Annotated in this window: 20 protein-coding genes; 8 read left to right on the top strand and 12 right to left on the bottom strand. The window is 70.6% G+C overall.

The window, feature by feature from the left end; genetic code table 11:
• Positions 1–67: 67 nt before the first annotated feature.
• Together AB0E24_RS03085 and AB0E24_RS03080 are read right to left on the bottom strand one after the other, a co-directional pair.
• Entirely contained in the window at positions 68–478 is a 411-nt protein-coding gene (locus tag AB0E24_RS03085) for a cold shock domain-containing protein (protein WP_069864547.1), read from the bottom strand.
• Between the two features lie 80 nt (positions 479–558).
• Positions 559–1,029, bottom strand: a complete 471-nt coding sequence (locus AB0E24_RS03080) for a DUF192 domain-containing protein (protein WP_359374574.1) — start codon at positions 1,027–1,029, stop codon at positions 559–561.
• Between the two features lie 84 nt (positions 1,030–1,113).
• Between AB0E24_RS03080 and AB0E24_RS03075 the strand changes: the two genes are divergently transcribed.
• From AB0E24_RS03075 to AB0E24_RS03055, 5 genes are all read left to right on the top strand, one after another.
• On the top strand, positions 1,114–1,860 hold the full coding sequence (locus tag AB0E24_RS03075) for a prepilin peptidase (protein WP_359374572.1): 747 nt from the start codon (positions 1,114–1,116) through the stop codon (positions 1,858–1,860).
• A gap of 296 nt (positions 1,861–2,156) precedes the next feature.
• Entirely contained in the window at positions 2,157–2,918 is a 762-nt protein-coding gene (locus tag AB0E24_RS03070; protein WP_069864541.1) for an isoprenyl transferase, read from the top strand.
• Between the two features lie 398 nt (positions 2,919–3,316).
• Entirely contained in the window at positions 3,317–4,654 is a 1,338-nt protein-coding gene (gene phoH2 / locus AB0E24_RS03065; protein WP_069864539.1) for an RNA 5'-3' helicase PhoH2, read from the top strand.
• A gap of 428 nt (positions 4,655–5,082) precedes the next feature.
• Positions 5,083–5,796, top strand: coding sequence for an aggregation-promoting factor C-terminal-like domain-containing protein (locus AB0E24_RS03060; RefSeq protein WP_069864537.1), 714 nt, complete (start codon positions 5,083–5,085; stop codon positions 5,794–5,796).
• A gap of 144 nt (positions 5,797–5,940) precedes the next feature.
• Positions 5,941–7,497, top strand: coding sequence for an AI-2E family transporter (locus tag AB0E24_RS03055; protein ID WP_359374570.1), 1,557 nt, complete (start codon positions 5,941–5,943; stop codon positions 7,495–7,497).
• A 104-nt stretch (positions 7,498–7,601) separates the two neighbouring features.
• On the opposite strand, the gene AB0E24_RS03050 is transcribed toward AB0E24_RS03055, so the two are convergent.
• A complete protein-coding gene (locus tag AB0E24_RS03050) occupies positions 7,602–8,141 on the bottom strand; it encodes an alkyl hydroperoxide reductase (protein ID WP_069864533.1) in 540 nt (179 codons plus the stop codon).
• An 11-nt stretch (positions 8,142–8,152) separates the two neighbouring features.
• A complete protein-coding gene (locus AB0E24_RS03045; protein ID WP_100806322.1) occupies positions 8,153–8,707 on the bottom strand; it encodes a peroxiredoxin in 555 nt (184 codons plus the stop codon).
• Positions 8,708–8,845: 138 nt separating this feature from the next.
• Here AB0E24_RS03045 and AB0E24_RS03040 point away from each other — a divergent pair, with 138 nt between their 5' ends.
• Positions 8,846–9,811 (top strand): hydrogen peroxide-inducible genes activator, encoded by a 966-nt coding sequence (locus AB0E24_RS03040; protein ID WP_079258800.1) that lies wholly within the window; start codon positions 8,846–8,848, stop codon positions 9,809–9,811.
• 95 nt (positions 9,812–9,906) lie between these two features.
• Here the strand turns inward: AB0E24_RS03040 and AB0E24_RS03035 are convergent, their stop codons facing one another.
• From AB0E24_RS03035 to AB0E24_RS03015, 5 genes are all read right to left on the bottom strand, one after another.
• Positions 9,907–12,318: an ABC transporter permease gene (locus AB0E24_RS03035; RefSeq protein ID WP_359374567.1), complete on the bottom strand. Its 2,412-nt coding sequence runs from the start codon at positions 12,316–12,318 to the stop codon at positions 9,907–9,909.
• On the bottom strand, positions 12,315–13,001 hold the full coding sequence (locus AB0E24_RS03030) for an ABC transporter ATP-binding protein (RefSeq protein WP_093702482.1): 687 nt from the start codon (positions 12,999–13,001) through the stop codon (positions 12,315–12,317). The genes AB0E24_RS03035 and AB0E24_RS03030 overlap by 4 nt, the downstream gene beginning before the upstream one ends.
• Positions 12,998–13,522, bottom strand: coding sequence for a PadR family transcriptional regulator (locus AB0E24_RS03025; protein WP_069864524.1), 525 nt, complete (start codon positions 13,520–13,522; stop codon positions 12,998–13,000). The genes AB0E24_RS03030 and AB0E24_RS03025 overlap by 4 nt, the downstream gene beginning before the upstream one ends.
• Before the next feature lie 87 nt (positions 13,523–13,609).
• Positions 13,610–13,861: a type II toxin-antitoxin system antitoxin gene (locus AB0E24_RS03020; protein WP_232640100.1), complete on the bottom strand. Its 252-nt coding sequence runs from the start codon at positions 13,859–13,861 to the stop codon at positions 13,610–13,612.
• A gap of 47 nt (positions 13,862–13,908) precedes the next feature.
• The gene (locus AB0E24_RS03015) at positions 13,909–14,865 is read right to left on the bottom strand and encodes an SPFH domain-containing protein (protein WP_069864519.1); all 957 of its coding nucleotides are present in this window, start codon (positions 14,863–14,865) and stop codon (positions 13,909–13,911) included.
• Between the two features lie 215 nt (positions 14,866–15,080).
• On the opposite strand from AB0E24_RS03015, the gene AB0E24_RS03010 reads away from it, so the two are divergent.
• Positions 15,081–17,306 (top strand): transglycosylase domain-containing protein, encoded by a 2,226-nt coding sequence (locus AB0E24_RS03010; RefSeq protein ID WP_102937399.1) that lies wholly within the window; start codon positions 15,081–15,083, stop codon positions 17,304–17,306.
• A 65-nt stretch (positions 17,307–17,371) separates the two neighbouring features.
• Here the strand turns inward: AB0E24_RS03010 and AB0E24_RS03005 are convergent, their stop codons facing one another.
• The 3 genes from AB0E24_RS03005 to AB0E24_RS02995 are packed head-to-tail and all read right to left on the bottom strand — an operon-like array spanning position 17,372 to position 21,570.
• Entirely contained in the window at positions 17,372–18,805 is a 1,434-nt protein-coding gene (locus AB0E24_RS03005; protein WP_100806317.1) for an Nramp family divalent metal transporter, read from the bottom strand.
• Between the two features lie 54 nt (positions 18,806–18,859).
• Positions 18,860–20,656, bottom strand: a complete 1,797-nt coding sequence (locus tag AB0E24_RS03000) for a bifunctional sugar phosphate isomerase/epimerase/4-hydroxyphenylpyruvate dioxygenase family protein (RefSeq protein ID WP_359374564.1) — start codon at positions 20,654–20,656, stop codon at positions 18,860–18,862.
• 2 nt (positions 20,657–20,658) lie between these two features.
• A complete protein-coding gene (locus tag AB0E24_RS02995) occupies positions 20,659–21,570 on the bottom strand; it encodes a shikimate dehydrogenase (RefSeq protein ID WP_359374563.1) in 912 nt (303 codons plus the stop codon).
• Between the two features lie 114 nt (positions 21,571–21,684).
• On the opposite strand from AB0E24_RS02995, the gene AB0E24_RS02990 reads away from it, so the two are divergent.
• Positions 21,685–22,332, top strand: coding sequence for a TetR/AcrR family transcriptional regulator (locus AB0E24_RS02990; RefSeq protein WP_069864509.1), 648 nt, complete (start codon positions 21,685–21,687; stop codon positions 22,330–22,332).
• The last annotated feature ends 8 nt before the right edge of the window (positions 22,333–22,340 follow it).

The following is a 22,340-nucleotide window of genomic DNA, read 5'->3' as shown; positions in this document are numbered from 1 at the left end:
GCCGCCGCGACGAACTGTCGCGGTGGCGGCCCCTCGACCCGCTGTCAGGCCGCGCCGCGGCCCGGCATCAGGATTCGATCCAGTTGTGCGCCTGGGCGATCTCGATGACCCGCCTGCGCACCTGCTTGATCTGGTCGGCGGTCAGACTGCCGCCCACCTCGACCAGCGCCTCGGTGAGCTCCTGCCGGAACTCGGCGACCGACAGCACATCGCACATGGTGTCGTCGCCGTCCGGCCCCGCGGAGGGCCGTACGACCGGCACCGGCGCGGCACGCTCCACGATGCGGACCTCGGATGCCTTGGGCCCCTTGTCGCCGTACTCGGGAACGAACCGCACCTTGGACCCGGGCTGGAAGAGATGCTTCTCGTCCAGCAGGTCATTGGCGTGCATAAAGACATCCTCGCCACCGTCGTCCGGAGCGATGAAGCCGTAGCCGCGGAACTCGTCGAAACGCAGAATCTTGCCCGTGGTCGTCACCGTGCCACCCCTACCCCTATTACCTCTACCTCGATTACCTCGACCGCGATCGAGGGTGTCCCAACCATGACACCGAGAGGTCAGCGTACAGAAGGCGGGGGCGGCGTTGAAGGGGTGGGGGCGATCACGATGCGTACGCCCCGCCGTACGCCCCAGCGCTCCAACGCGCCCGCCTCCGCCTCCAGCACATGGCGGGAGCGCAGCCGGGGGCGGCCGAGCCGGCCGGGGCGCAGGGTGTGGACGGCCAGGACGGTGAGCCGCCGGTCCAGATAGGCGACGTCGATGGCGAACCGCATCCGGAAGGTGTGCACCCCGCTCGCCGGGGTGAGCAGGAGCGCGCCCGTCAGGCCGTCCCGGCCGAGCAGCCCGCGGGCGCGGGCGCGGTAGGAGGCGGCGATGGTGAGCGGAATGCCCTCCGCACGCCCCGCGGTGCCTTCCACGCCCCCAGGGTCCTCCTTCGCGCCGTTCGAGCCGTCGTCCCGGCCGCCGTCCGCGCCGTCGGTGCCGCCCACCACGCGCAGCGTCCCCGTACCGTCCCGCCAGCGGCCCATGACCCGCCCCCTTCGGCCCTCCGCGCGCCGTCCGCCCGCCCCGGGCAGTGTTCCACCGGCCGGGCGCTTCCGTAGGCTCGGCCCGTGCAACCGCTGCTGATCGTGCTCGCCGCCGCGTACGGCGCGGCCGCCGGGCTGCTCGTACCGCGCCCGCTGTACCGGCTGGCCGTCGAGCCGGAGGAGCCCTGGCGCGGCGCCTGCCCGCGCGGGCACGCGCTCACCGGTCCGGCGGGCGGCTGGCTGGGCCCCGCCCGCTGCTCCGGCTGCCGGGACGGCGAGCGGGACTACGGGACCGGCCCGGTGCCCGCCGCGGCGCTCACCGCGCTGGTGTGCGCGGGCCTGGCGGCGGCCGTCGGCGCGCGCCCGGAGCTTGCGGTGTGGCTGCTGCTGGTGCCGCTGGGGGCACTGCTCACGGCCGTGGACCTGGCGGTCAACCGGCTGCCGGACGTCCTCACCCTGCCCATGGCGGGCGGGGCCGCGGCGCTGCTCGGCGCGGCCGCGCTGCTGCCGCACAGCGCCGGGTCCTGGCCGCGGGCGCTGCTGGGCGGCGCGGTGCTGGGCGGGGCGTATCTGGTGCTGTTCCTGATCAGCCCGAGCGGGATGGGGTTCGGTGACGTCAAGCTGGCGCTGACGCTCGGGGTCGCCCTCGGCTGGTACGGCTGGGACGTGCTCTTCGTGGGCGCCTTCGCCGGGGTGCTGCTCGGCTGCTGCTGCGCCGTGGCCCTGGTGCTGACCCGGCGCGCCGGGCGCCGTAGCGCGATGGCGTTCGGGCCGTTCATGATCCTCGGGGCGGGCGCCGGACTGGTGCTGGGGGCGCTCGGGGCCGGATGACATCGGCGCGCGGCCGGCCGACCCCGCCGAGATGCATGGACATCCCCTCACGAAGCGTTATGGTGGAAGCCCCCCCTCGGGCCGGTCCGTACTCCCCCCCACGGACCGGCCCGCTCTATTTCGGGCTTCTGGGGCCCAAAGGGGCGGCACGTATCCCGCACGGTCGGCTACGAAGCGTGACGGAAAGCGCTCATCCGGCCGTCCCGGTTCGCCAGCCCCTCTGCCCCGCAGTAGGGTGTCGGCCTTGGGGCGGACTGCCATGGCGAGCCATGTGAAGCACTGAGGGGCTGGAAGACGTGAAGTTGCGCGACCTGGTGTACAGGCTCTACGCACGCCGGGTGGAAGGCCGCCTCGATCACGCCCAGGTGCCCAAGCACATCGGCGTCATCCTCGACGGCAACCGCCGCTGGGCCCGTGCCGCCGGGGGCACCACCGAGCAGGGGCACAAGGCCGGCGCCAGCAAGATCCAGGAGCTGCTCGGCTGGTGCAGCGAGACGGACGTCGAGGTCGTCACGCTCTGGCTGCTCTCCACCGACAACCTGGACCGCCCCGAGGAGGAGCTGGTACCGCTCCTGAGCATCGTCGAGGGCGCGGTGCGCCATCTGGCCGCGGACGGCCGCTGGCGGGTGCACCACGTCGGCAACCGCGATCTGCTGCCCTCCCGGACCCAGACGGTCCTCAAGGAGGCCGAGCGGGACACCGAGCACATCGACGGAATACTGGTCAACGTGGCCGTCGGCTACGGCGGACGGCAGGAGATCGCCGACGCGGTGCGGTCGCTGCTGCTGGACCACGCCACCAAGGGCACCTCCTTCGAGGAGCTCGCCGAGGTCGTCGACATCGACCTCATCTCCGAACACCTGTACACCCGTGGCCAGCCCGATCCGGACCTGGTGATCCGCACCAGCGGCGAGCAGCGGCTCTCCGGCTTCATGCTGTGGCAGAGTGCCCATTCGGAGTACTACTTCTGTGAAGTTTTCTGGCCCGCCTTCCGCAAGGTCGACTTCCTCCGCGCGCTGCGCGACTACGCCGCCCGTCACCGCAGGTACGGCAACTAGTTCCCGTCTGTAGCACAGGAGTTCACCGGCGCGGGGCCGGGCGCCGACCGGCGTCCGGCCCCGCGGCCGTGTGACACGCCCGTTTCACAACGTTCATATCCGTGCCGTCATATGCCGTTGCATGCCCCCGCACGTTCGAGGGAATATCCCTTCCAGGTCGACGCCCTGTTCCACCTGTCCAGTTGGGTGTCGAACTGCCAGCGGACGGCATCGGGCCGTTCGCCCGGGAGGCCCTTTGCACACGGACGACTGTGCGGATCGTGCGTATGACGCGGAGGGCCGGCGCTCGGCCCTCCCCGTGGGGCCTGAGCCCGGTCCGTTCCCCGTCTGCGGCGGGGAATACCTCACTCCCGCGACGCCGTCGCACCCCAACCTCTCCCGAGGGGGTTCGTCCACCCGTGGTGACCAGCAAGAAACGCCGCGAGCACGACCGGCGCACCTATGTCCTCGACACCAGCGTCCTGCTGGCCGACCCCAACGCCATGGCCCGCTTCGACGAGCACGAAGTCGTGCTGCCGGTCGTGGTGGTCACGGAGCTGGAGGCCAAGCGGCACCACCCGGAGCTCGGGTACTTCGCACGGCAGGCGCTCCGCCTGCTGGACGAGTACCGCATCCGGTACGGCCGTCTGGACGCTCCGATCCCGATCGGCGATCTGGGCGGCACTCTGCGCGTCGAGCTCAACCACTCCGACCCGGGCATTCTCCCGGCCGCCTTCCTGAACCACGGCGGCAGGGTGGGGGACAACGACTCGCGGATCCTCGCGGTCGCCAGAAACCTCCAGGCCGAGGGGTATGACGTCACCGTCGTATCGAAGGATCTGCCGCTGCGCATCAAGGCGTCCTCGGTGGGGCTGCTCGCCGAGGAGTACCGCGCGGAGCTGGCGATAACCGACTCGGGCTGGACCGGGATGGCCGAGCTCGCCGTCTCGGCCGAGCAGGTGGACGATCTGTTCGCCGCCGAGACCGCGTTCGTCCCCGAGGCCGCCGGACTGCCCGTGCACACGGGTCTGGTGCTCCAGTCCGAGCGTGGCAACGCCCTGGGCCGGGTCACCCCGGACGGGCAGGTGCGGCTGGTGCGCGGCGACCGGGAGGCGTTCGGCATCCACGGGCGCAGCGCGGAGCAGCGCATCGCGCTGGACCTGCTGCTCGACCCGGAGGTCGGCATCATCTCGATGGGCGGCCGGGCCGGTACGGGCAAGTCGGCGCTGGCGCTGTGCGCCGGTCTCGAGGCCGTGCTGGAGCGGCGTCAGCACCGCAAGGTGATGATCTTCCGCCCGCTGTACGCGGTGGGTGGCCAGGAGCTGGGCTATCTGCCCGGCACCGAGGCCGAGAAGATGAGCCCCTGGGCGCAGGCGGTCTTCGACACCCTGTCCGCGGTGACCAGCGCCGAGGTGATCGAGGAGGTGGTGGGGCGCGGGATGCTGGAGGTGCTGCCGCTGACGCATATCCGCGGCCGCTCGCTCCATGACGCCTTCGTCATCGTCGACGAGGCCCAGTCGCTGGAACGGAATGTGCTGCTGACCGTGCTGTCCCGGATCGGCGCCAACTCCCGGGTGGTGCTCACCCATGATGTGGCGCAGCGGGACAACCTCCGCGTCGGACGGTACGACGGGGTGGTGGCGGTCGTGGAGAAGCTGAAGGGGCATCCGCTGTTCGCGCATGTCACCCTGACCCGCTCCGAGCGTTCGCCGATCGCGGCGCTGGTGACCGAAATGCTGGAGGACGGCCACATCTGAGCCGGTTGAGCGGTTTGCGGCCACAGGCGCCGTGCGGAAAGGCCAACGAGCTTAGCCGCGCGGCGTCTTGGTGCGCGGGGATTTCCAGAAATCCTAGGGCGTAAACAAGATGTGAGCTTTCACACCTGGCGGGGAATTGCCTCCAGGGCTCCGCGTCCGGCAGGGTGTGGTTCCTGTCAGGCCCCGCATACGGCACACCAGTACCCCCAGCGGTACCGAGTCACAGCACCACCAGAATTGAACAGAGTTCGCCGTATGCCGCCCGAGCACCTCGAGGATCTCCCGCGGGAGATCCTCACCGGGCCCGTGCCTCCCGTGACCAGTCGGCCCCATCAGCACCACCGGGGACGGAACAAGGGGAGGCCAGCGTCAGGGGCACGATTGCGCCCGCGAGGTCACCTAAGCGGGCGACGCTGGAAGGAAACCGTGTGAGCCGGATTTCGGTCCGGGGATTCGCAGTGGCTTCGGCCACCGCGGTCACCACTGTGGGCGCCGTCGTCGGTGTCGCCGCGGGCGGACAGCAGCAGGGCTCGTCCGACCCGATCGAGGCGACCGCCGCCGACTCGACGCTCCTTGCGGACATACCTGCTGGACAGCAGGCCGTGGCGCAGACCGCATCCCTGACGCAGCAGGCGGACGTTCAGTCCACCGCGGCCGACGCGGAGGCGCGCAAGTCCGCCGAGGAGTCAGCCCGCAAGCAGGCGGCCAAGGATGCGAAGGCCAAGAAGGCCGCCGCGGACAAGGCAGCCGCCGAGAAGCTGGCCAAGGAGCGGGAGGCGAAGAAGGAGAAGGAGATCGCGAGCCGTTCGGCCACGCGTGACTCCTCCAGCTTCCCCCAGCAGGCTTCGTACACCATCGCCGAGGTTCAGTCGATGGCGCGGCAGATCGTGCCGAGTGGCCAGTTCCAGTGCTTCAGCAACATCGTGGACCACGAGTCCACCTGGAACTACAAGGCCACCAACCCCTCGTCGGGGGCCTACGGTCTGGTGCAGGCGCTGCCGGCCGGCAAGATGGCCTCGGCGGGCGCCGACTGGCAGACCAACCCGGCCACACAGATCAAGTGGGGCCTGAACTACATGAACGAGCGCTACGGCAGCCCGTGTGACGCGTGGTCGTTCTGGCAGGCCAACGGCCACTACTGAGCCGGTTCCGCCGGGCTCGTACCGGCGGCGGACCACGCTCGTATGCTTCACGGAACCCCCGGCTCAGGTCGGGGGTTCCGTGCTTCCTCAGCAGGTAACGTCTCTTTGACGACCGAGGGGGAAACTGGGGGTAGGAAACGATAAATGTCCAAATTGCCGCAGTGGGTCGGCAGGCTGGGAACCGGACTTACCCGGCTCGCCCATCGGCTCGAATCCCAAGAGGCCGAGATGCGGGGGCGCGACGGCGACGGCGACACCGCCCCACGGACCCCACCGGGGCCCGAACCATCAGAGGAACGTCCACGGGGGATACATCCGTCCGGCGGGGCGCCCGGCCCCGGAGCGGGCCAGGATCACGGCGCCGGTCCCGCGGGGGGCGGCGCGGAGGGCGCTGAGGGCCGGGAGGGCCCGGAGGGCGCCAAGAGCCCCGAAGGCGCCGAGAGTCCCGCGGGCGCCGCGGGGGAGGGCGAGGCCGCCCGGCCGGAGCCGTCCAGCGTGCCCGCCCCGCCCGCCTACGCCCCCGCCGTCTCCGCCCGACCCGATCCGGTGTCCGCCGTGCCCTGGGGCGTCCGTGTGGCCGCCGAGGCGGCCTGGCGGCTGCTGGTGCTCGGCGGCACGGTGTGGGTGCTCATGAGGGTCATCAGCTCCGTCGAGCTGGTGGTGCTGTCCTTCACCGTCGCGCTGCTCATCACCGCGCTGCTGGAGCCCACCGTGACCCGGCTGCGGCGGCGCGGTGTGCCCCGCGGGCTGGCCACCGCGATCACCTTCATCTCCGGCTTCGTCATCATGGGCCTGGTCGTGTGGTTCGTGGTCTGGCAGGTCATGGAGAACATCGACGAGGTCTCGGGCGAGGTCCAGGCCGGTATCGACGATCTGCGCCGCTGGCTGCTGCACAGCCCGTTCCATGTGACCGAGAAGCAGATCAACCACATCGCCAAGAGTCTGCGCGACGCGGTCGGCGCCAACACCGAGCAGATCACCTCGGCGGGGCTGGAGGGCGTCACGGTCGTCGTCGAGATGCTGACCGGCATTCTGCTGACGATGTTCTCCACGCTCTTCCTGCTGTACGACGGCCCGAAGATCTGGAACTGGACCCTCAAGCTGGTCCCCGCCCCGGCCCGTGAGGGCGTGGCGGGCGCGGGCCCGCGGGCCTGGGCCACGCTGACCGCCTATGTGCGCGGCACGGTGATCGTGGCGCTGATCGACGCGATCTTCATCGGTGTGGGCCTCTTCTTCCTCGATGTCCCGATGGCCGTGCCGCTCGCCGTCTTCATCTTCCTCTTCGCCTTCATCCCGCTGGTGGGTGCGGTGGTCTCCGGTGCGCTCGCGGTGGTCGTGGCGCTGGTCACCCAGGGCGTGTTCACAGGGGCGATGGTGCTGATCGTGGTGCTGGCCGTACAGCAGATCGAGGGCCATGTGCTCCAGCCCTTCATCCTCGGCCGGGCGGTGCGGGTCCATCCGCTGGCCGTGGTGCTCTCGGTCGCGGCCGGTTCGCTGATCGGCGGCATCGGGGGCGCGGTGGTGGCCGTTCCCCTGGTGGCGGTCGCCAATACGGTCGTCGTCTATCTGCGCTCCTACAGCCAGGAGAACGCCCTGCGCGCACTCCCGGGCCCGCACGGCGCCACCGCCGTGGCCACGGCCCCCGTCGCGCCGCCCACCGAGCCGCCGGGCGTGCCGCCCGGGGAGGGCGGGGCCCGATAGCCCGGCAACGGCCCCGCCGTGGGCCGATACGAACGCCGAAGGGCGCCCCACCGATGGGTGGGGCGCCCTTCTTCCGCGTGCGTCCAACGGTGCGACCGTGCGCGTCAGCCGCCCGCGGCCAGGACGCCCTCGGCGTCCAGCGTGGCGCCGACGGCCTGGAGCACGGAGGCGATCTTGAAGGCTTCCTGGATCGTCTCGCGGTCCACGCCCGCCTTGCGGAGCACCTGCTCATGCGAGTCCAGGCACATTCCGCAGCCGTTGATCGCGGACACGGCCAGCGACCACAGCTCGAAATCGGTCTTGTCCACGCCCGGGTTGCCGATGACGTTCATCCGCAGCCCCGCGCGCAGGTTGCCGTACTCCGGGTCGGAGAGCAGGTGCCGGGTCCGGTAGAAGACGTTGTTCATCGCCATGATGGCGGCCGCCGACTTGGCGGCGGTGTACGCCTCCGGCGAGAGGTTGGCCTTGGCCTCCGGCTCGAGTTCGGTCAGCACCCGCGCCGAGCGCGAGGCGATCGCGCAGGCCAGCACGGTGCCCCACAGCTGCTGCTGCGGAAGGTCGGAGTTGCCGATCACCGAACCGAGGTTCAGCTTGAGGTCCTTGGCGTAGTCCGGCAGTGCGGACTTCAGATCATCGAGTGCCATGGTGAATCGGCTCACTCACCGGAGAGGAGGGCCACCGGGTCGAGGGTGTCCTCGCCCTTGCTCCAGTTGCAGGGGCACAGCTCGTCGGTCTGGAGGGCATCCAGCACCCGCAGGACCTCCTTGGGGTTACGGCCCACGGAACCGGCCGTCACCATGGTGAACTGGATCTCGTTGTTCTGGTCCACGATGAACACCGCGCGCTGCGCGTAGCCGTCCTCGCCCTCGATGCCCAGGTCGCGCATCAGCTCGTGCTTGGGGTCGGCCAGCATCGGGAACGGCAGGTCGTGCAGGTCCGGGTGGTCCTTGCGCCAGGCGTGGTGGACGAACTCGGAGTCGCCGGAGAAGCCCAGGATCTGGGCGTCACGGTCGGCGAACTCGTCGTTCAGCTTGCCGAAGGCCGCGATCTCGGTCGGGCACACGAAGGTGAAGTCCTTGGGCCATGCGAAGACGACGCGCCACTTGCCCTCGTAGGTCTTGTGGTTGATCTGCTCGAACTCCTTGCCGCTCTCCAGCGACACGCAGGCGGTCAGGTCGTACTCGGGGAACTTGTCACCGACGGTGAGCACGCGCACTCCTTGCAGCTTTTGCGTAGGAAAACCCTTGACGTCCAGGTTTTCCTGGGGTTGGACGGTCCTACCTTGGCACAGAGTGCATTGATCAGTGAAATAGCTACACTCGGTGGGGTTGATTGGAGGTGGCTATCAGTGGCCGCATCAGCCACACCGGCCGGCAAACCGCGGCAGCCCAGCATTTCCCAGCTCAGAGCCTTCGCCGCGGTCGCCGAGCAGCTGCACTTCCGCGATGCCGCGGCAGCCATCGGGATGAGCCAGCCCGCGCTCTCGGGTGCCGTCGCGGCCCTCGAGGAGGCACTCGGTGTCCAGCTGCTCGAGCGTACGACCCGCAAGGTGCTGCTCAGCCCGGCGGGTGAACGGCTGGCGATCCGGGCACGCAGAGTGCTCGAAGCGGTCGGGGAGCTGCTGGAGGAGGCGGAGGCGGCGCGGGCGCCGTTCACCGGCGTTCTGCGGCTCGGGGTGATCCCGACCGTGGCGCCGTATCTGCTGCCGACCGTGCTGCGGCTGGTGCATGACCGCTATCCCCGGCTCGACTTCCAGGTCCATGAGGAACAGACCGCCTCGCTGCTGGACGGGCTGGCCCACGGCCGCCTCGATCTGCTGCTGCTCGCGGTGCCGCTCGGCGCGCCCGGAGTGGTCGAAATGCCGCTGTTCGACGAGGACTTCGTCCTGGTCACACCGCGCGACCACTGGCTGGGCGGCCGCGACGACATCCCCCGCGAGGCGCTCAAACAGCTGGATCTGCTGCTGCTCGACGAGGGTCACTGCCTGCGTGACCAGGCCCTGGACATCTGCCGGGAGGCGGGCCGCACCGAGGGCGCCCCGATGACCACCAGCGCCGCCGGGCTCTCCACCCTGGTGCAGTTGGTCGCGGGCGGCCTCGGGGTGACGCTGCTGCCGCGCACCGCGCTCCGGGTGGAGACCGCGCGCAACGACCACCTGGCCACCGGCGACTTCGCCGATCCGGCGCCCGCCCGGCGGATCGCCCTGGCCCGGCGGGCGGGCGCGGCGCGCACGGAGGAGTTCGAGGCGTTCGCGGAGGCGCTGCGGGAGGCGCTGCGGCCGCTGCCGGTGCGGGTGGCCGGCCGGTCCGCCTGAACAAGGTGGCCGGGCCGCCGGATCGACGCCACCGGGGGCCGTTCCCATGGCTGGGAACGGCCCCCGGCGTACCCCGGAGTACCAGGGCAGGGGTGTTACTCGGTCCGCAGACCCTCCGGCCGCATCATCCGCCACAGCGGCGGCAGGCTGACGAGGGTCACCAGCAGGATGACCCCGCCGCCGATGCCGGTCATGGTGCCGAGCCCGGACCAGTCCACGGCCAGCGGCTGGCCGACCATCTTCAGCAGCATCACCCCCAGCGCCAGCCCGCCCACGATCGACAGCGCCAGGCCCAGTACCACCGGGACCGCTGTCTGCCACAGTACGGACCAGCTGAGCGTGGTGCGCCTGGTGCCGAAGGCCACCAGGACGGACAGCAGCCGCTTGCGCTCGCGGAGTTGCTCCAGGGTGGTCACGATCATGCTGGCCCCGATGAGCAGCAGGGTCGCGGTGGCGCCGATGAACAGGGCCTTGCGGATGGCCGAGAACTCATCCGACTGCGAGGTGCTGGAGAGCCGCATGACATCCATCGCCGGGGAGAGGGCCGCGCTGGTGTTGCGCACATACTCGGTGGCGTCCGGCACCTTCTGGTCCAGCCGGATCATGGCCACCGCCTGGGGGTCCGGCAGATCGGCGACGTCGAAGGCGGCGGGAGTGGCGAAGATACCGGTGCGCGTGCCTCCGGTCGGGTCCTGCCGGGGCTTCACCTGCGTGGCCGAGTGGGGGATGGTCCACAGCTTCTTCTCGCGCAGATCCGGAGTGCCGTCGTCGTCGTAGGCGAGGTTGACCTGGGCGCCAGGTTTGGCGAAGCCCTCCCCTTCCCCGTAGTAGCTATGCGAATCGACGAGGAAGACATCGCCGTTCTCGCAGCTGGTGAGGCGGATCACCTCGCGGAGCGAGGGGCAGTCGGCGACGGTGAGGGCCTCTTCCGGGACCGACGACGGGTCCTCCTTGCTGGGGCGCACATCGGAGACGTAGTCGTCCGTGACACCGAGCAGATCGCGCACGCCCTTGGTCGCGCGGTACCGGGCGAAGGCGTCGCGGGCCTCGGCACCGTTGGCCACCGGGACGTTCGCCATCAGCTGGGCGCGGTTCGGGTCCTGGCCGGTCGACTCGGTGTTGTCGGCCTGCACGCTGGCGAACAGCATCTGGAGCGCCAGCGCCCCGGCGACGGCGACCGTGATGCCGCTGACCGCGCGCGAGGCGGTGCCGCTGCTGAGCTGGAGCCGGCGGGTGGCGAGCTGCCAGGGCACCGAGCCCCTGCCGCCGAACCGTTCCACCACGGCCTCGACGACCCAGGGCAGCAGCGCGGTGACGCCGACGAGCACCAGCACGGCGCCGGCCGCGGCCTGGTACGCCTTCATATCACCGCCGGCGCTGCCGGCCCCGAAGCCGCCCGCGAGCGGCAGCAGCATGGCCATGCCCAGGAGCGGCAGCAGCAGCCGCCACCACAGGCGCCGGCGCTTGGGCTTGGCGTTCCGGACCACGCCCAGCGGTTCGATGGCGATACCGCGCAGGGCGAGCAGCGTGACCATCACGGCCGAGGCGGGCACGGCCGCCGCTATCGCCAGGGCGAGCGGGGCGGACGGCACGATGTCGGAGGCGAAGAAGCTGATGCCCCAGACGTCGACACCGCTGACGAGCTCCCGCCCCAGCAGGAACAGCCCGCCGCCGACGGCGAGTCCGAACAGGGCGCCGAAGAGCGACTCACCGGCGGCGATCCGCCGGGTCATATGGATATCGGCGCCGACCAGCCGCAGCGCGGCCAGCCTCCGGTCGCGCCGCTCACCGCCGAAGCGGGCGGCGGTGGCGATGAAGATGAGCACCGGCAGCAGCAGCACCACACAGCCCACGATGATCAGCAGCAGCAGCGCCGGGTCCAGGGGCTCGCCCTTGCCCTTGTCGTCGGCGCCCCAGTGGTCGATGTGGTAGCCGGAGTCGACGTGGCCGAACGCCTTCTGGGAGATCCCCGCGTAGTAGGTGAGTTCGGCCGGGCCGGCCAGCCCGCTGTCGCCGATGACTCCGATGGTGCGGTACGGGAAGCGGTCCCGGAGCAGCTTCCCCTCGTCGGAGGCGAGCAGGTCCTTCAGCGCCGGGGACACCCACATCTCACCGGCGGCCGGGACCCGGTCGATACCCGGCGGCCGGGGCGCGGTGCCCTTGCCGTCGGGGGCCATGAGGATGCCCCCGATGTCCTGGTCGCGGTAGGTGGTGCCGCCATTGGTGACCCGGAGCGTGTCGGGGCCGGGCTTCACCCCGACGCCGAAGCTGAACGCGGAGCGGGCGTCGCCCCGCTCGTGGCGCTGCTGGTACATGGTGGGGACGGAGGAGGCCAGCAGCAGCAGCGCGACCCCCAGGCCGACGCCCACCGCCGTCATGATCGTCCTGGCCCAGCTCTCCCGGCCGCCGGTGACCGCGAACCGGCCGCCCATGGCCAGATCGGCGGCCCAGCGGGCGATGGGGACACGGGAGCGTGGCTCCTCCGCCGGGGCGTCCCGGCCGCTCATCGGACGCCCGCCATATCCCTGGCCTTGCCGTCGCGGACGACGACCTCGCGGTCGGAGTAGGCGGCGACCCGGGCCTCATGGGTGACCAGGACCACGGCGGTCCGGGCCTCCCGGGCGGCCTCGGTCAGCAGCTCCATCACCCGCTCCCCGTTGAGCGAGTCCAGTGCGCCGGTCGGCTCGTCGGCGAACAGCACCCGCGGCCCGGTGACCAGCGACCGGGCGACGGCGACCCGCTGCCCCTGGCCGCCGGAGACCTCGCCGGGCCGCTTGTGCGCCACATCGGCGACCTCCAGCCGCTCCATCCAGGCGGACGCCCGGGACTCGGCCTCCTTGCGCTTGACGCCGTTCAGCCGCAGCGGCAGGGCGACGTTCTCGCTACAGCTCAACTCGGGGACGAGCTGGCCGAACTGGAAGACGAAGCCGAACTCACCGCGGCGCAGACCGCTGCGCTCGGTGTCCGACATGGCGGTCAGCTCGCGCCCGTTGTAGTGGACGGAGCCGGAGTCCGGCTTCACGATTCCGGCCAGGCAGTGCAGCAGCGTCGACTTGCCCGAGCCGGAGGGGCCCATGACGGCGACGACCTCGCCGGGGTGGATGGAGAAGTCCGCGCCGTCCAGGGCGGGGGTGTGACCGTACGTCTTGTGCAGCGACGTGGCGATCAGCAAGGAGCCTGCCGGGGTCATGAACGCACCGCCTTGGCGAGTTGGCCGAGGCGGGCAGCGGTGAGTTCGAGCCAGCGCAGATCGGCCTCGAGGTGGAAGAGGGCGTGGTCGCAGATGAGTTGGTCGCTGAGGTCGCCGCCGCGCTTGCGCTGGGTCAGCTCGCGCATCAGCCGCAGATGTTCGGCGCGCTGGACGTCGAGGAGATCGGCCGCGTCGCGCCCGGTGAGCAGGGCGATGACGACCTTGGTGTAGAGGACCGACTGGAGGTAGGGCTCGGGCTTCTCGGGCTGGATGAGCCAGTGCTCCACATCGGTGATGCCCGCGTCGGTGATGGCGTAGCGCTTGCGCTCCGGGCCACCGCCGTGCTCGATGCCGTCGACCTCCACCAGGCCGTTCTTCAGGAGCCGGGACATGGTCGAGTAGACCTGCCCGTAGTGCAGCGGGCGGTCGTGTCCGAATCTTTCGTCGAAGGCTCGCTTGAGGTCGTAGCCGTGGCGCGGGCCGCCTTCGAGGAGTCCGAGCAGGGTGTGGCCAATTGACATGCTCAGCACTCTACACCATGCGTATACCTGGAGTGTATAGCTGCGCTGAGGTCTGCGTTATCGCAGCTCAGGGCGGTGTGGCCAAGGTCAGGGCTGGTTCGGCGTACGGCTGCCGTCCTCGGGGCCCTCGGGGTGGCCCGCACCCTCGGCGGCGCCCTCGGCGGGCCGCCGCGGCGGGCGGCCCCGGCGCGGGATCGGGCGCGCCGCGCCGGGCAGCCGGCCCGCGTCCGCGAGCGCCTTGCGCAGCAGGAACTCGATCTGCGCGTTGGCGCTGCGGAGTTCGTCGTCGGCCCAGCGCGCGAGGGCGTCATGGACGGCCGGGTCGAGCCGCAGCAGCATCTGCTTGCGCTGCCGCGGCTGCCGTGGCTTGCGCCCGCTCTCGTCCGTCACTGGTACAGCGTGCCGGTGTTCAGTACGGGCTGCGGGGAGCGGTCCCCGCACAGCACCACCATCAGATTGCTGACCATCGCCGCCTTGCGCTCCTCGTCCAGCGTCACGATCTCCTCCTCGGTGATCCGCGCCAGCGCCGCCTCGACCATGCCGACCGCGCCGTCCACGATCTGCCGCCGCGCGGCCACCACCGCGCCCGCCTGCTGGCGCTGGAGCATCGCGGAGGCGATCTCCGGGGCGTAGGCGAGGTGGGTGAAGCGCGATTCGATGATGCGGACCCCGGCCGCCTCGACCCGGGCGTGCAGTTCGATGGCGAGCTTCTCGGTGATCTCCTCGGCGTTGCCGCGCAGCGAGAGGGCGTCCTCCTCATGGGCGTCGTACGGGTACTCGATGGCGATGTGCCGCACCGCGGCCTCGGTCTGGGTGGCGACGAACTCCAGGAAGTCGTCCACCTCGAACATCGCCTGGGCGGTGTCCTCGACCTTCCAGACGACGACCGCGGCCAGCTCGATCGGGTTGCCGTAGGCGTCGTTGACCTTGAGCACCGCGGTCTCGTGGTTGCGCACCCGGGTGGAGATCTTCTCGCGGCTGGTGAGCGGGTTGACCCAGCGCAGCCCGTCGGTGCGGATGGTGCCGCGGTAGCGGCCGAAGAGCTGGACCACCCGGGCCTCACCGGGCGCGATGGTGTTGAGGCCGCACATGGTGAGGATCGCGGCGAGGATCACCACGATCCCGGAGACGATCAGCAGCGTGGACCAGGCGCCCTTGTGCTCGGCGGCGACCGCGGCCCCGGCGAGGATCAGGCCGACGCCGCCCACGAGTCCGGCCAGGCCCCCGAGCAGGGCCAGCCCGCCGCTGACGTTGCGCGCGGGCCGCTCCCGGACCCGGGGCTCGGGAAGGGGCGGTATGCCGGCCTGGTCGGTGATGCCGTCGGTGGAGATGGTGTCGGACATGGAGGGCTCCCCGTTCGCTCGATGGTATGTCTAGCAAAGTGATAGCACATTTAGCGCCCGTGGCAACCCTTGGCACCCGTAAGCCGTCAGTTCCCTTGGAGTGGGTGCTTTTTGTCACCTTCGGAAAAAGCTCGATCGATGGGCATTTGAGGGTTGTTGCGGTGTTAGCTTCATGAGCTGACCGGGGGGGCTTATGGACTGGAGCGGCGGGAGCGATGGGTAGAGCGGAAGAGCGACGCGCGCGGCAGAAGGGCGCTCGCAGAGCCAAGCGGGCGGCGAAGGCGGGGGGCATACGCCGCTTCTTCACCTGGAAGTGGCTGCTGGGGTACGTCCTGGGACTTGGCGTGCTGCTCGTCGGGGCGTTCTTCGTCCTCTATCTGTTGGTCGAGGTTCCGCCCGCCAACGCCGCGGCCAAGGCCGAGGCCAACATCTACAAGTACGGCGACGGCACGATCATGGCGAAGACGGGTGACGTCAACCGTGAGTCCGTACCGCTGTCCAAGATCCCCAAGAAGGTGCAGCACACCTTTGTCGCCGCCGAGAACAAGGACTTCTACGGCGACTCCGGCGTCTCGTTCACCGGCACCGCCCGCGGTCTCATCAACACCGCTCTGGGCCGGGGCAAGCAGGGTGGCTCCACCATCACCCAGCAGTACGTCAAGAACTACTACCTGAGCCAGGAACAGACCGCCAGCCGCAAGCTGAAGGAGCTGGTGATCTCGCTCAAGGTCGACCAGCAGAAGTCCAAGGACTACATCCTCGCGGGCTACATCAACACCAGCTACTACGGCCGCGGCGCCTACGGCATCCAGGCCGCGGCCCGCGCGTACTACAACAAGGACGTCGAGGACCTCAGCGTCGAGCAGGGCGCCTATCTCGCGTCGGTGCTCCAGGCGCCCAGCCAGTACGACTGGTCGGCGGCGGGCCCCAACGGCAAGAAGCTGGTGAAGGCCCGCTGGAACTACGTCCTCGACAACATGGTCGAGAAGAACTGGCTGTCCAAGAGCGAGCGCGAGGGCATGAAGTTCGATGTCCCGGTCCCGCCGCGGCCCATCCCCGGACGCGACGGCCAGGCCGGATATCTCATCGACGCCGCCAACAAGGAGCTGATCAAGGCCGGGGCCTCCGAGAACGAGATCGAGGCCGGCGGCTGGACGATCACCCTCAACATCGACAAGAAGAAGCAGAAGGCGCTGGAGAAGGCGGTCCGCACCGAGCTGACGGACAAACTGGACCCCAAGAAGCGCAAGGTCGACAAGTACGCCCAGGTCGGCGCGGTCTCGGTGGATCCGGAGTCCGGCGGTGTGGTGGCGATGTACGGCGGCACGGGCTACACCGAGCACTACTTCAACAACGCCCTCCGTGAGGACTACCAGCCCGCCTCCACCTTCAAACCGCTGATCCTGGCCTCAGGGCTGGAGAACGGCTCCACCACGCAGGACGGCACGCCGGTCACGGCGAGCACCATGTACGACGGCACCAGCAGACGACCCGTCAAGGGCTCGCTCACCGGCTTCGCCCCGCCGAACGAGGACAACAAGTCCTACGGTCCCATCTCCGTCCAGAAGGCGATGAACAACTCCGTCAACTCCGTCTTCGCGCAGATGGCGGTGGACGTGGGCCTGGACAAGGTGAAGAACACCGCCATCGACCTCGGTATGAACAAGGACGCGGGCGGCTTCGACGTGCGCCCCGCGATGTCGCTGGGCGTGATGGGCGCCAGCCCGCGCGACATGGCCGGGGTCTACGCGACCCTCGACAACCACGGCAAGAAGGTCACCCCGGCGATCGTGAAGTCCGCCGAGAAGGGCGATGAGCGCCCCGAGTTGCCCGATCCCACCAACGGTCAGGCGATCAGCCGTGGCGCCGCCGACTCCGTCACCTCCGTCCTCACCGGGGTGGTCGACGACGGCACCGGCCAGGCGGTGCGCCAGCAGGGCCAGGCGGTCGCGGGCAAGACCGGCACCTCCGACGACAACAAGTCGGCCTGGTTCTCCGGCTACACCCCCGATCTGGTGACCTCCGTCGGGATGTTCGGCGAGGGCGAGAAGAAGCAGGTCTCGCTCAAGGGCACCGCGGGCGGCGGCCGCGTCAACGGCGGTGACTTCCCGGCCAGGATCTGGGCCGCGTACACCGAGGCCGCGCTGAGTGGCGAGAAGGCTTCGAAGTTCGACCTGGACACCGACATGGGGGCGGCGGTCAAGCCTCCCCCGTCGCCGAGTTCGAGCGACGCCTCCCAGTCGCCGTCCTCCAGCCCGTCGGCGAGCGAGTCCGCCAGCGAGTCGCCCTCGTCGTCCCCGTCGGCCAGCGAGTCCGCGAGCGAATCGCCGTCCGCCTCGTCGTCGGCATCGCCGTCGGACGACGCCGACTCCCCGAGCCCGCCCGACCCGTCGGATTCGGCGTCGGACGAAGGCGATCCCCTCCGCAGAGACCAGGAGTGACGACCCGGGGCGGGCGTGCCCACGGGCATGTCCGCCCCGGACCGTACCGGTGTGCGGACAGAGGCTCAGAAGTTTTCTTCGAGTTGACTCTTCAGCATCGCGAGGGCGAAGAAGCCGTAGAAGCCGATGGCCAGCAGCATCCCGAACAGCCGTGGCCCCCGCAGCCGTACGGCACCCGGCAGATCACGGCGGTTGAGCCGGATCAGCAGCGCCGAGTAGACGAGGGTGACGACGGAGGCGGTGCAGGTGGAGATGGTCAGCAGCACGATCGGCTGGTCCACCCCGGACAGCAGGATCGCCGAGCCGATGCCCACCTCGGCCCATATGACCGCGACATACAGCCGGCCCTCGGTCCAGAACGCCGACTCCCGCAGGTAGTTGCGCCTGGCGAAGTCGCTGACCACCCGTCCGATGATGTCGAGCAGCCCGATCGAGGCGGCCCAGAGCGAGACCGTGGCCACCGCGAAGAACAGGATCTTGAGCCAGTCGCCCACCTGCTGCCCCAGCAGATCGCCCTGGATCCGCAGGAACGCCGGGCTGTTCTCCACATCGTCGCGCCCGAAGAGGGTTTCGTACGCGAGCATGCTCATCAGCCCGATCGTCACCAGGCAGACCACGAAGAACGACACGATGTGCTCGGTGTTGGCCCGCCGCCACCACACCCGCCAGCGGGCCAGATTCGCCTCGTCCTGCGGAAAGGTGTAGCGGTCGGCGCCGGACGCCTCCGACTGGCCGGTGATGGGGGAGACCAGCTTGGGCACATGGGCGCCCATGCCGTAGCCCTTGTCCCGGATCCAGTTGCTGAGCACGAGGTTGTGCACCCCGCCCGCCCCGGCGGCGCCGATCGCGCTGAGGATCATGGTGAAGGTGATGCCGTCCGGGATCCGGCCGGCGCCGGTGACGGTCTTCTCGCCCGCCGTGCTCCAGGTGTGCCAGCCGATGACGGCGACCGCGACGACGGCGAGGAAGAACAGCGTCAGCACCACCTTGACCAGCTCGACCTTCTCGATCGTGCGGTAGACCACCGGGGATACGGTCAGCACCACCCCGAAGCCCACCAGCGAGCCCACGGTGATCCAGACGACATCGCCGCCGCCGGTCAGATAGGTGAGCACCGTGGACCCGGAGGTGGCCCAGCCAGGCCAGACGTACTGGAACGCCCCGGCCAGACAGATCAGGATGCCCCACACCCTGGACCAGCGGGAGAAGCCGGCCACCACGGTCTGCCCGGTGGCCAGGGTGTAGCGCTCGATCTCCAGGTTGATCACCGTCTGGATGGCCAGGGTCACCACCGCGAGCCACAGCAGCCCGAGCCCGCCGACCGAGGTCAGATAGGGCCAGAGGATGATCTCGCCCGCCGCCATACCGATCCCGACGGCGACGACTCCCGGGCCCACCATCGTGCGCAGCGGCGGCGGATCGGGCAGATCGAGCAGATCGGGCGCGGCGGCCGGGCCGGACGGGCGCTGGGCGGACGGTGTCGACGACGCTGACGACATGGCGGCTCCTCGGGGGACGGCGAGGTCGTATCGGGACAAGGGGGATCGGGGCGTTCAGCGGACACGGGCGTGCTGGGCGGCCAGGCGTACGGGGGCGTTGGCCGCGCCGTAGCCCTGGTAGCCGTCGATCCGCTGGACGACCTCGAAGAAGACCCGGCCCACGGTGGCCGTGTACAGGTGCAGGAAGCTGCCGCCGTCGTCCTGGTCGTAGAGCAGCCCGAGCTCCCGCAGGGTGCGGTGGAGCCCGGGGTCGAGCTCATGGCGGGCTTCGAGGTCGTCGTAGTAGTTGCCGGGGATGGGCAGCGGGGGCGCGCCGAGCTCCCGCAGCCGCCGCGCGGTGGCGACGATGTCCCGGCTGTGCAGCGCGATGTGCTGCCGCAGGGAGCCGGACGGCCCGGAATCCGGGCGGATCTGGGCCACGTTGAGCGCCAGCCGCACCGAGCCGTCGGCGTTGGAGACGGCCCGGCTGCGCAGCAGCCCGTACGGATCGGCCAGCTCCAGGGAGTCATGCGGGCGCAGCCCCAGGACGGCGCGGTAGAACAGCGACGCCTCGTCGAAGTGGTGCCTGGGCTGGGTGAGCGCCACATGGTCGATATGGGTGATGCCGGCGGGGGAGGCGGCGCGGGCGCGCGGGGTGAAGTCGCCGGTCCAGCTGGGGTGGTCGGGGTGTTCGGTGCGGCAGAAGAAGAGCTCGGTGGAGTCGGGCGCGGCGACCGCGTCCAGCGGGGCGTCCGCCACGGCCCGGTGGCGCGGCAGGACGGGGGCGAGCAGGGCCCGCGCCCGGCCGGTGGACGCGGCCGGGTCGGGGGTCTCCAGTCCGATGGCGGCGAGCGCCGCCTCGGGGTGCCCGGTGGTGGCGTCGAGGCCGGAGTTGAGGACGATACGGGCCTCGCCCTGCTCCCACAGCTCCACGGGCTTGGAGTGGTGGCGCCCGGTGCGGGCGAAGCCGAGCGCGGTCAGCAGCGCGGGCAACTCGGTGCCGCCCGCCGCCAGTTCGGCGAAGGCGAAGCCGGTGGGGACGACCGGGGCGGGCAGATCGGTGCGGTCCGCGGCCTCCTCCAGGGCGATCAGCGAGCGCAGCGCGTCCACGGCGGTGCGGGCCGTGTCGCCCTGCCGGAAGACGTCGTTGAAGACCTCCAGGGACAGCGGCCCGTCGTATCCGGTCCGCAGGACGTGCTCCAGCAGCCCCGTCACATCGAGGCCGCCCTGTCCGGGGAAGCAGCGGTAGTGGCGGCTCCACTGGAGGACGTCCATGGCCATCAGCGGGGCGTCGGCGAGCTGGAGGAAGAAGATCTTCTCGCCGGGGATCTCCTCGATGCCCTTGGGGTCCGAGCCGCGGGAGAGGATGTGGAAGCTGTCCAGGCAGATGCCGAGCGCCGGATGGCCGGCCCGCCGGACGATCCGCCAGGCGTGGTCGTAGGTGTTCACATGCCGCCCCCAGGCCAGCGCCTCGTAGGCGATGCGGATGCCGTGGGCGGCGGCCCGTTCGGCGAGCAGCCGCAGCTGTTCGGCGGCGAGGGCGTCGTCGCCGAGGGCGGCGGGGGAGACGCTGGAGCACACCAGCAGCAGATCCGCCCCGAGCCGCTCCATGACCGCGAACTTCTTCTCGGCCCGGCGCAGATTGCGGGCCAGCAGGTCCCCGGGGACGGCCTCGAAGTCGCGGAAGGGCTGGAAGAGGTCGAGGCTCAGGCCGAGTTCGGCGGTGCGGTCCCGGACCCGCTCGGGGGAGAGGGGGCTGGCCAGCAGGTCGTTCTCGAAGATCTCGACCCCGTCGAAACCGGCGGCCGCGATGGCGGTGAGCTTTTCCTCGAGGGTGCCGCTGAGGCACACGGTGGCGATGGACTTGCGCATGGTCAGCCTCCGGCGGGGAGCTCGAGCAGTTCGGAGAGGTCGGTGAGCATCCGTGTCGCGTCGGGTTCGCGGCCGGTGAAGAGCCGGAAGGCGTCGGCGGCCTGGAAGACGGCCATGCCGCCGCCGTCCAGGGTGCGGCAGCCGACCGCGCGGGCGGCCGCCAGCAGCGGGGTCTCCAGCGGGCGGTAGACCACCTCGGCGACCCACAGCCCGGCCCGCAGCAGCCCGGCGGACAGCGGCAGCCCGGGGTGGGCGGCCATTCCGGTGGGGGTCGCGTGCACCAGCCCGTCGGCGCGATCGACGGCCGCCGGGAGCCCTTCGGGGGGCACGGTACGGACCCGGGCGGCGCCGAACCGTGTCGCCAGCGTCCCGGCGAGCCCGGCGGCCCGCGCCGGATCGGTGTCGGCCAGCGTCAGCCGGTCGGCGCCGACGGTCAGCAGCGCATGGGCCACGGCGGCGCCCGCCCCGCCCGCGCCGAGCAGCACGATCTCGCCGGTGGGCGCGTCGGGCAGACCGCGGGCGAAGGAGCGGGCGAAGCCGGACCAGTCGGTGTTGTGGCCGATCGCCCGGCCGTCCTCGCCGAAGACCACCGTATTGACCGCGCCGAGCAGCGCGGCGTCCTCCGACAGCCCGTCGAGGTGCTCGATGACCGTCTGTTTGCAGGGATGGGTGATGTTCAGCCCGTCGAAGCCCAGCCGGGCGGCGGCCCGCACCAGTTCGCCCACCCCCTCCGGGCCGATCCCCAGCGGATCGATGTCGATCAGGCGGTAGAGACAGCGCAGCCCGTGGCGGTCGGCCTCGCGCTGATGCAGGGCGGGGGAGAGCGAGGGGCCCACTCCGGAGCCGATCAGCCCCACCAGACAGGACTCCCGCGCCTCCCGCCCGTCCTGTGACCGGCGCGCACCGCCTCCCATACGGGTGACCTCCCGCCTTCCCGGCTAATGTACGAACTGGTTCGTTAGTAGCGTGGCCAGTAAAGGCCCCGGAACGGCTTCTTGTGAACCCCCTGGACGTAGAGTGGGCCCAGCATGAGCGATCAGCCGCCGAAGAACAGCCGTCTCCGCGACGCCGTCCGCACCCAGGCCGAGATCCTGGACGTCGCCACCCGGGAGTTCGCCGAGCGCGGCTACGCCGGGGCCCGCGTCGACGAGATAGCCGCGCTCACCCGCACCACCAAGCGGATGATCTACTACTACTTCGGCGGCAAGGAACAGCTCTACATCAAGGTCCTGGAGCGCGCCTACACCGGTATCCGCGAGGCCGAACAGGCCGTGGACGTGACCGGTCTCGACCCCGCCGAGGCCATCCGGCACCTGGCCCAGCTGACCTTCGACCACCACACCGAACACGCCGACTTCATCCGGCTGGTGTCCATCGAGAACATCCACCGGGCCGAGCATCTGGCCAAGTCCGAGACGCTGGCCAAGGCCGGCACCCCGGTGATCGACCTGATCTCCGGGATCCTCGCCCGCGGCCGTGAGCAGGGCGTCTTCCGGGACGACACCGACGCCGTGGACGTCCACATGATGATCAGCTCATTCGCCGTCTTCCCGGTGGCCAACCAGCACACCTTCGGCACCCTCTTCGGCCGCGACCCCCTCGACCCGGCCCGCCGGGCCCACTACCGCCGGATGCTCGGCGACATGGTCGTGGCGTACCTGCGCACCGGGTCCTGAGCCATACG

The sequence above is a fragment of the Streptomyces malaysiensis subsp. malaysiensis genome, from assembly GCF_040653035.1.
GTDB classification, from domain to species: domain Bacteria; phylum Actinomycetota; class Actinomycetes; order Streptomycetales; family Streptomycetaceae; genus Streptomyces; species Streptomyces malaysiensis.
This window is presented reverse-complemented; position numbering and strand designations above follow the sequence as displayed.

Excerpts from the sequence above, each read along its gene's own strand:
- AB0E24_RS03055 (WP_359374570.1), top strand. The coding sequence starts at position 5,941 with ATGTCCAAATTGCCGCAGTGGGTCGGCAGGCTGGGAACCGGACTTACC.
- AB0E24_RS03025 (WP_069864524.1), bottom strand. The coding sequence starts at position 13,522 with ATGTCAATTGGCCACACCCTGCTCGGACTCCTCGAAGGCGGCCCGCGC.
- AB0E24_RS03050 (WP_069864533.1), bottom strand. The coding sequence starts at position 8,141 with ATGGCACTCGATGATCTGAAGTCCGCACTGCCGGACTACGCCAAGGAC.
- AB0E24_RS03005 (WP_100806317.1), bottom strand. The coding sequence starts at position 18,805 with ATGTCGTCAGCGTCGTCGACACCGTCCGCCCAGCGCCCGTCCGGCCCG.
- AB0E24_RS02995 (WP_359374563.1), bottom strand. The coding sequence starts at position 21,570 with ATGGGAGGCGGTGCGCGCCGGTCACAGGACGGGCGGGAGGCGCGGGAG.
- AB0E24_RS03015 (WP_069864519.1), bottom strand. The coding sequence starts at position 14,865 with ATGTCCGACACCATCTCCACCGACGGCATCACCGACCAGGCCGGCATA.
- AB0E24_RS02990 (WP_069864509.1), top strand. The coding sequence starts at position 21,685 with ATGAGCGATCAGCCGCCGAAGAACAGCCGTCTCCGCGACGCCGTCCGC.
- AB0E24_RS03030 (WP_093702482.1), bottom strand. The coding sequence starts at position 13,001 with ATGACCCCGGCAGGCTCCTTGCTGATCGCCACGTCGCTGCACAAGACG.
- AB0E24_RS03010 (WP_102937399.1), top strand. The coding sequence starts at position 15,081 with ATGGGTAGAGCGGAAGAGCGACGCGCGCGGCAGAAGGGCGCTCGCAGA.
- AB0E24_RS03035 (WP_359374567.1), bottom strand. The coding sequence starts at position 12,318 with ATGAGCGGCCGGGACGCCCCGGCGGAGGAGCCACGCTCCCGTGTCCCC.
- AB0E24_RS03000 (WP_359374564.1), bottom strand. The coding sequence starts at position 20,656 with ATGCGCAAGTCCATCGCCACCGTGTGCCTCAGCGGCACCCTCGAGGAA.
- AB0E24_RS03080 (WP_359374574.1), bottom strand. The coding sequence starts at position 1,029 with ATGGGCCGCTGGCGGGACGGTACGGGGACGCTGCGCGTGGTGGGCGGC.
- AB0E24_RS03020 (WP_232640100.1), bottom strand. The coding sequence starts at position 13,861 with ATGCTGCTGCGGCTCGACCCGGCCGTCCATGACGCCCTCGCGCGCTGG.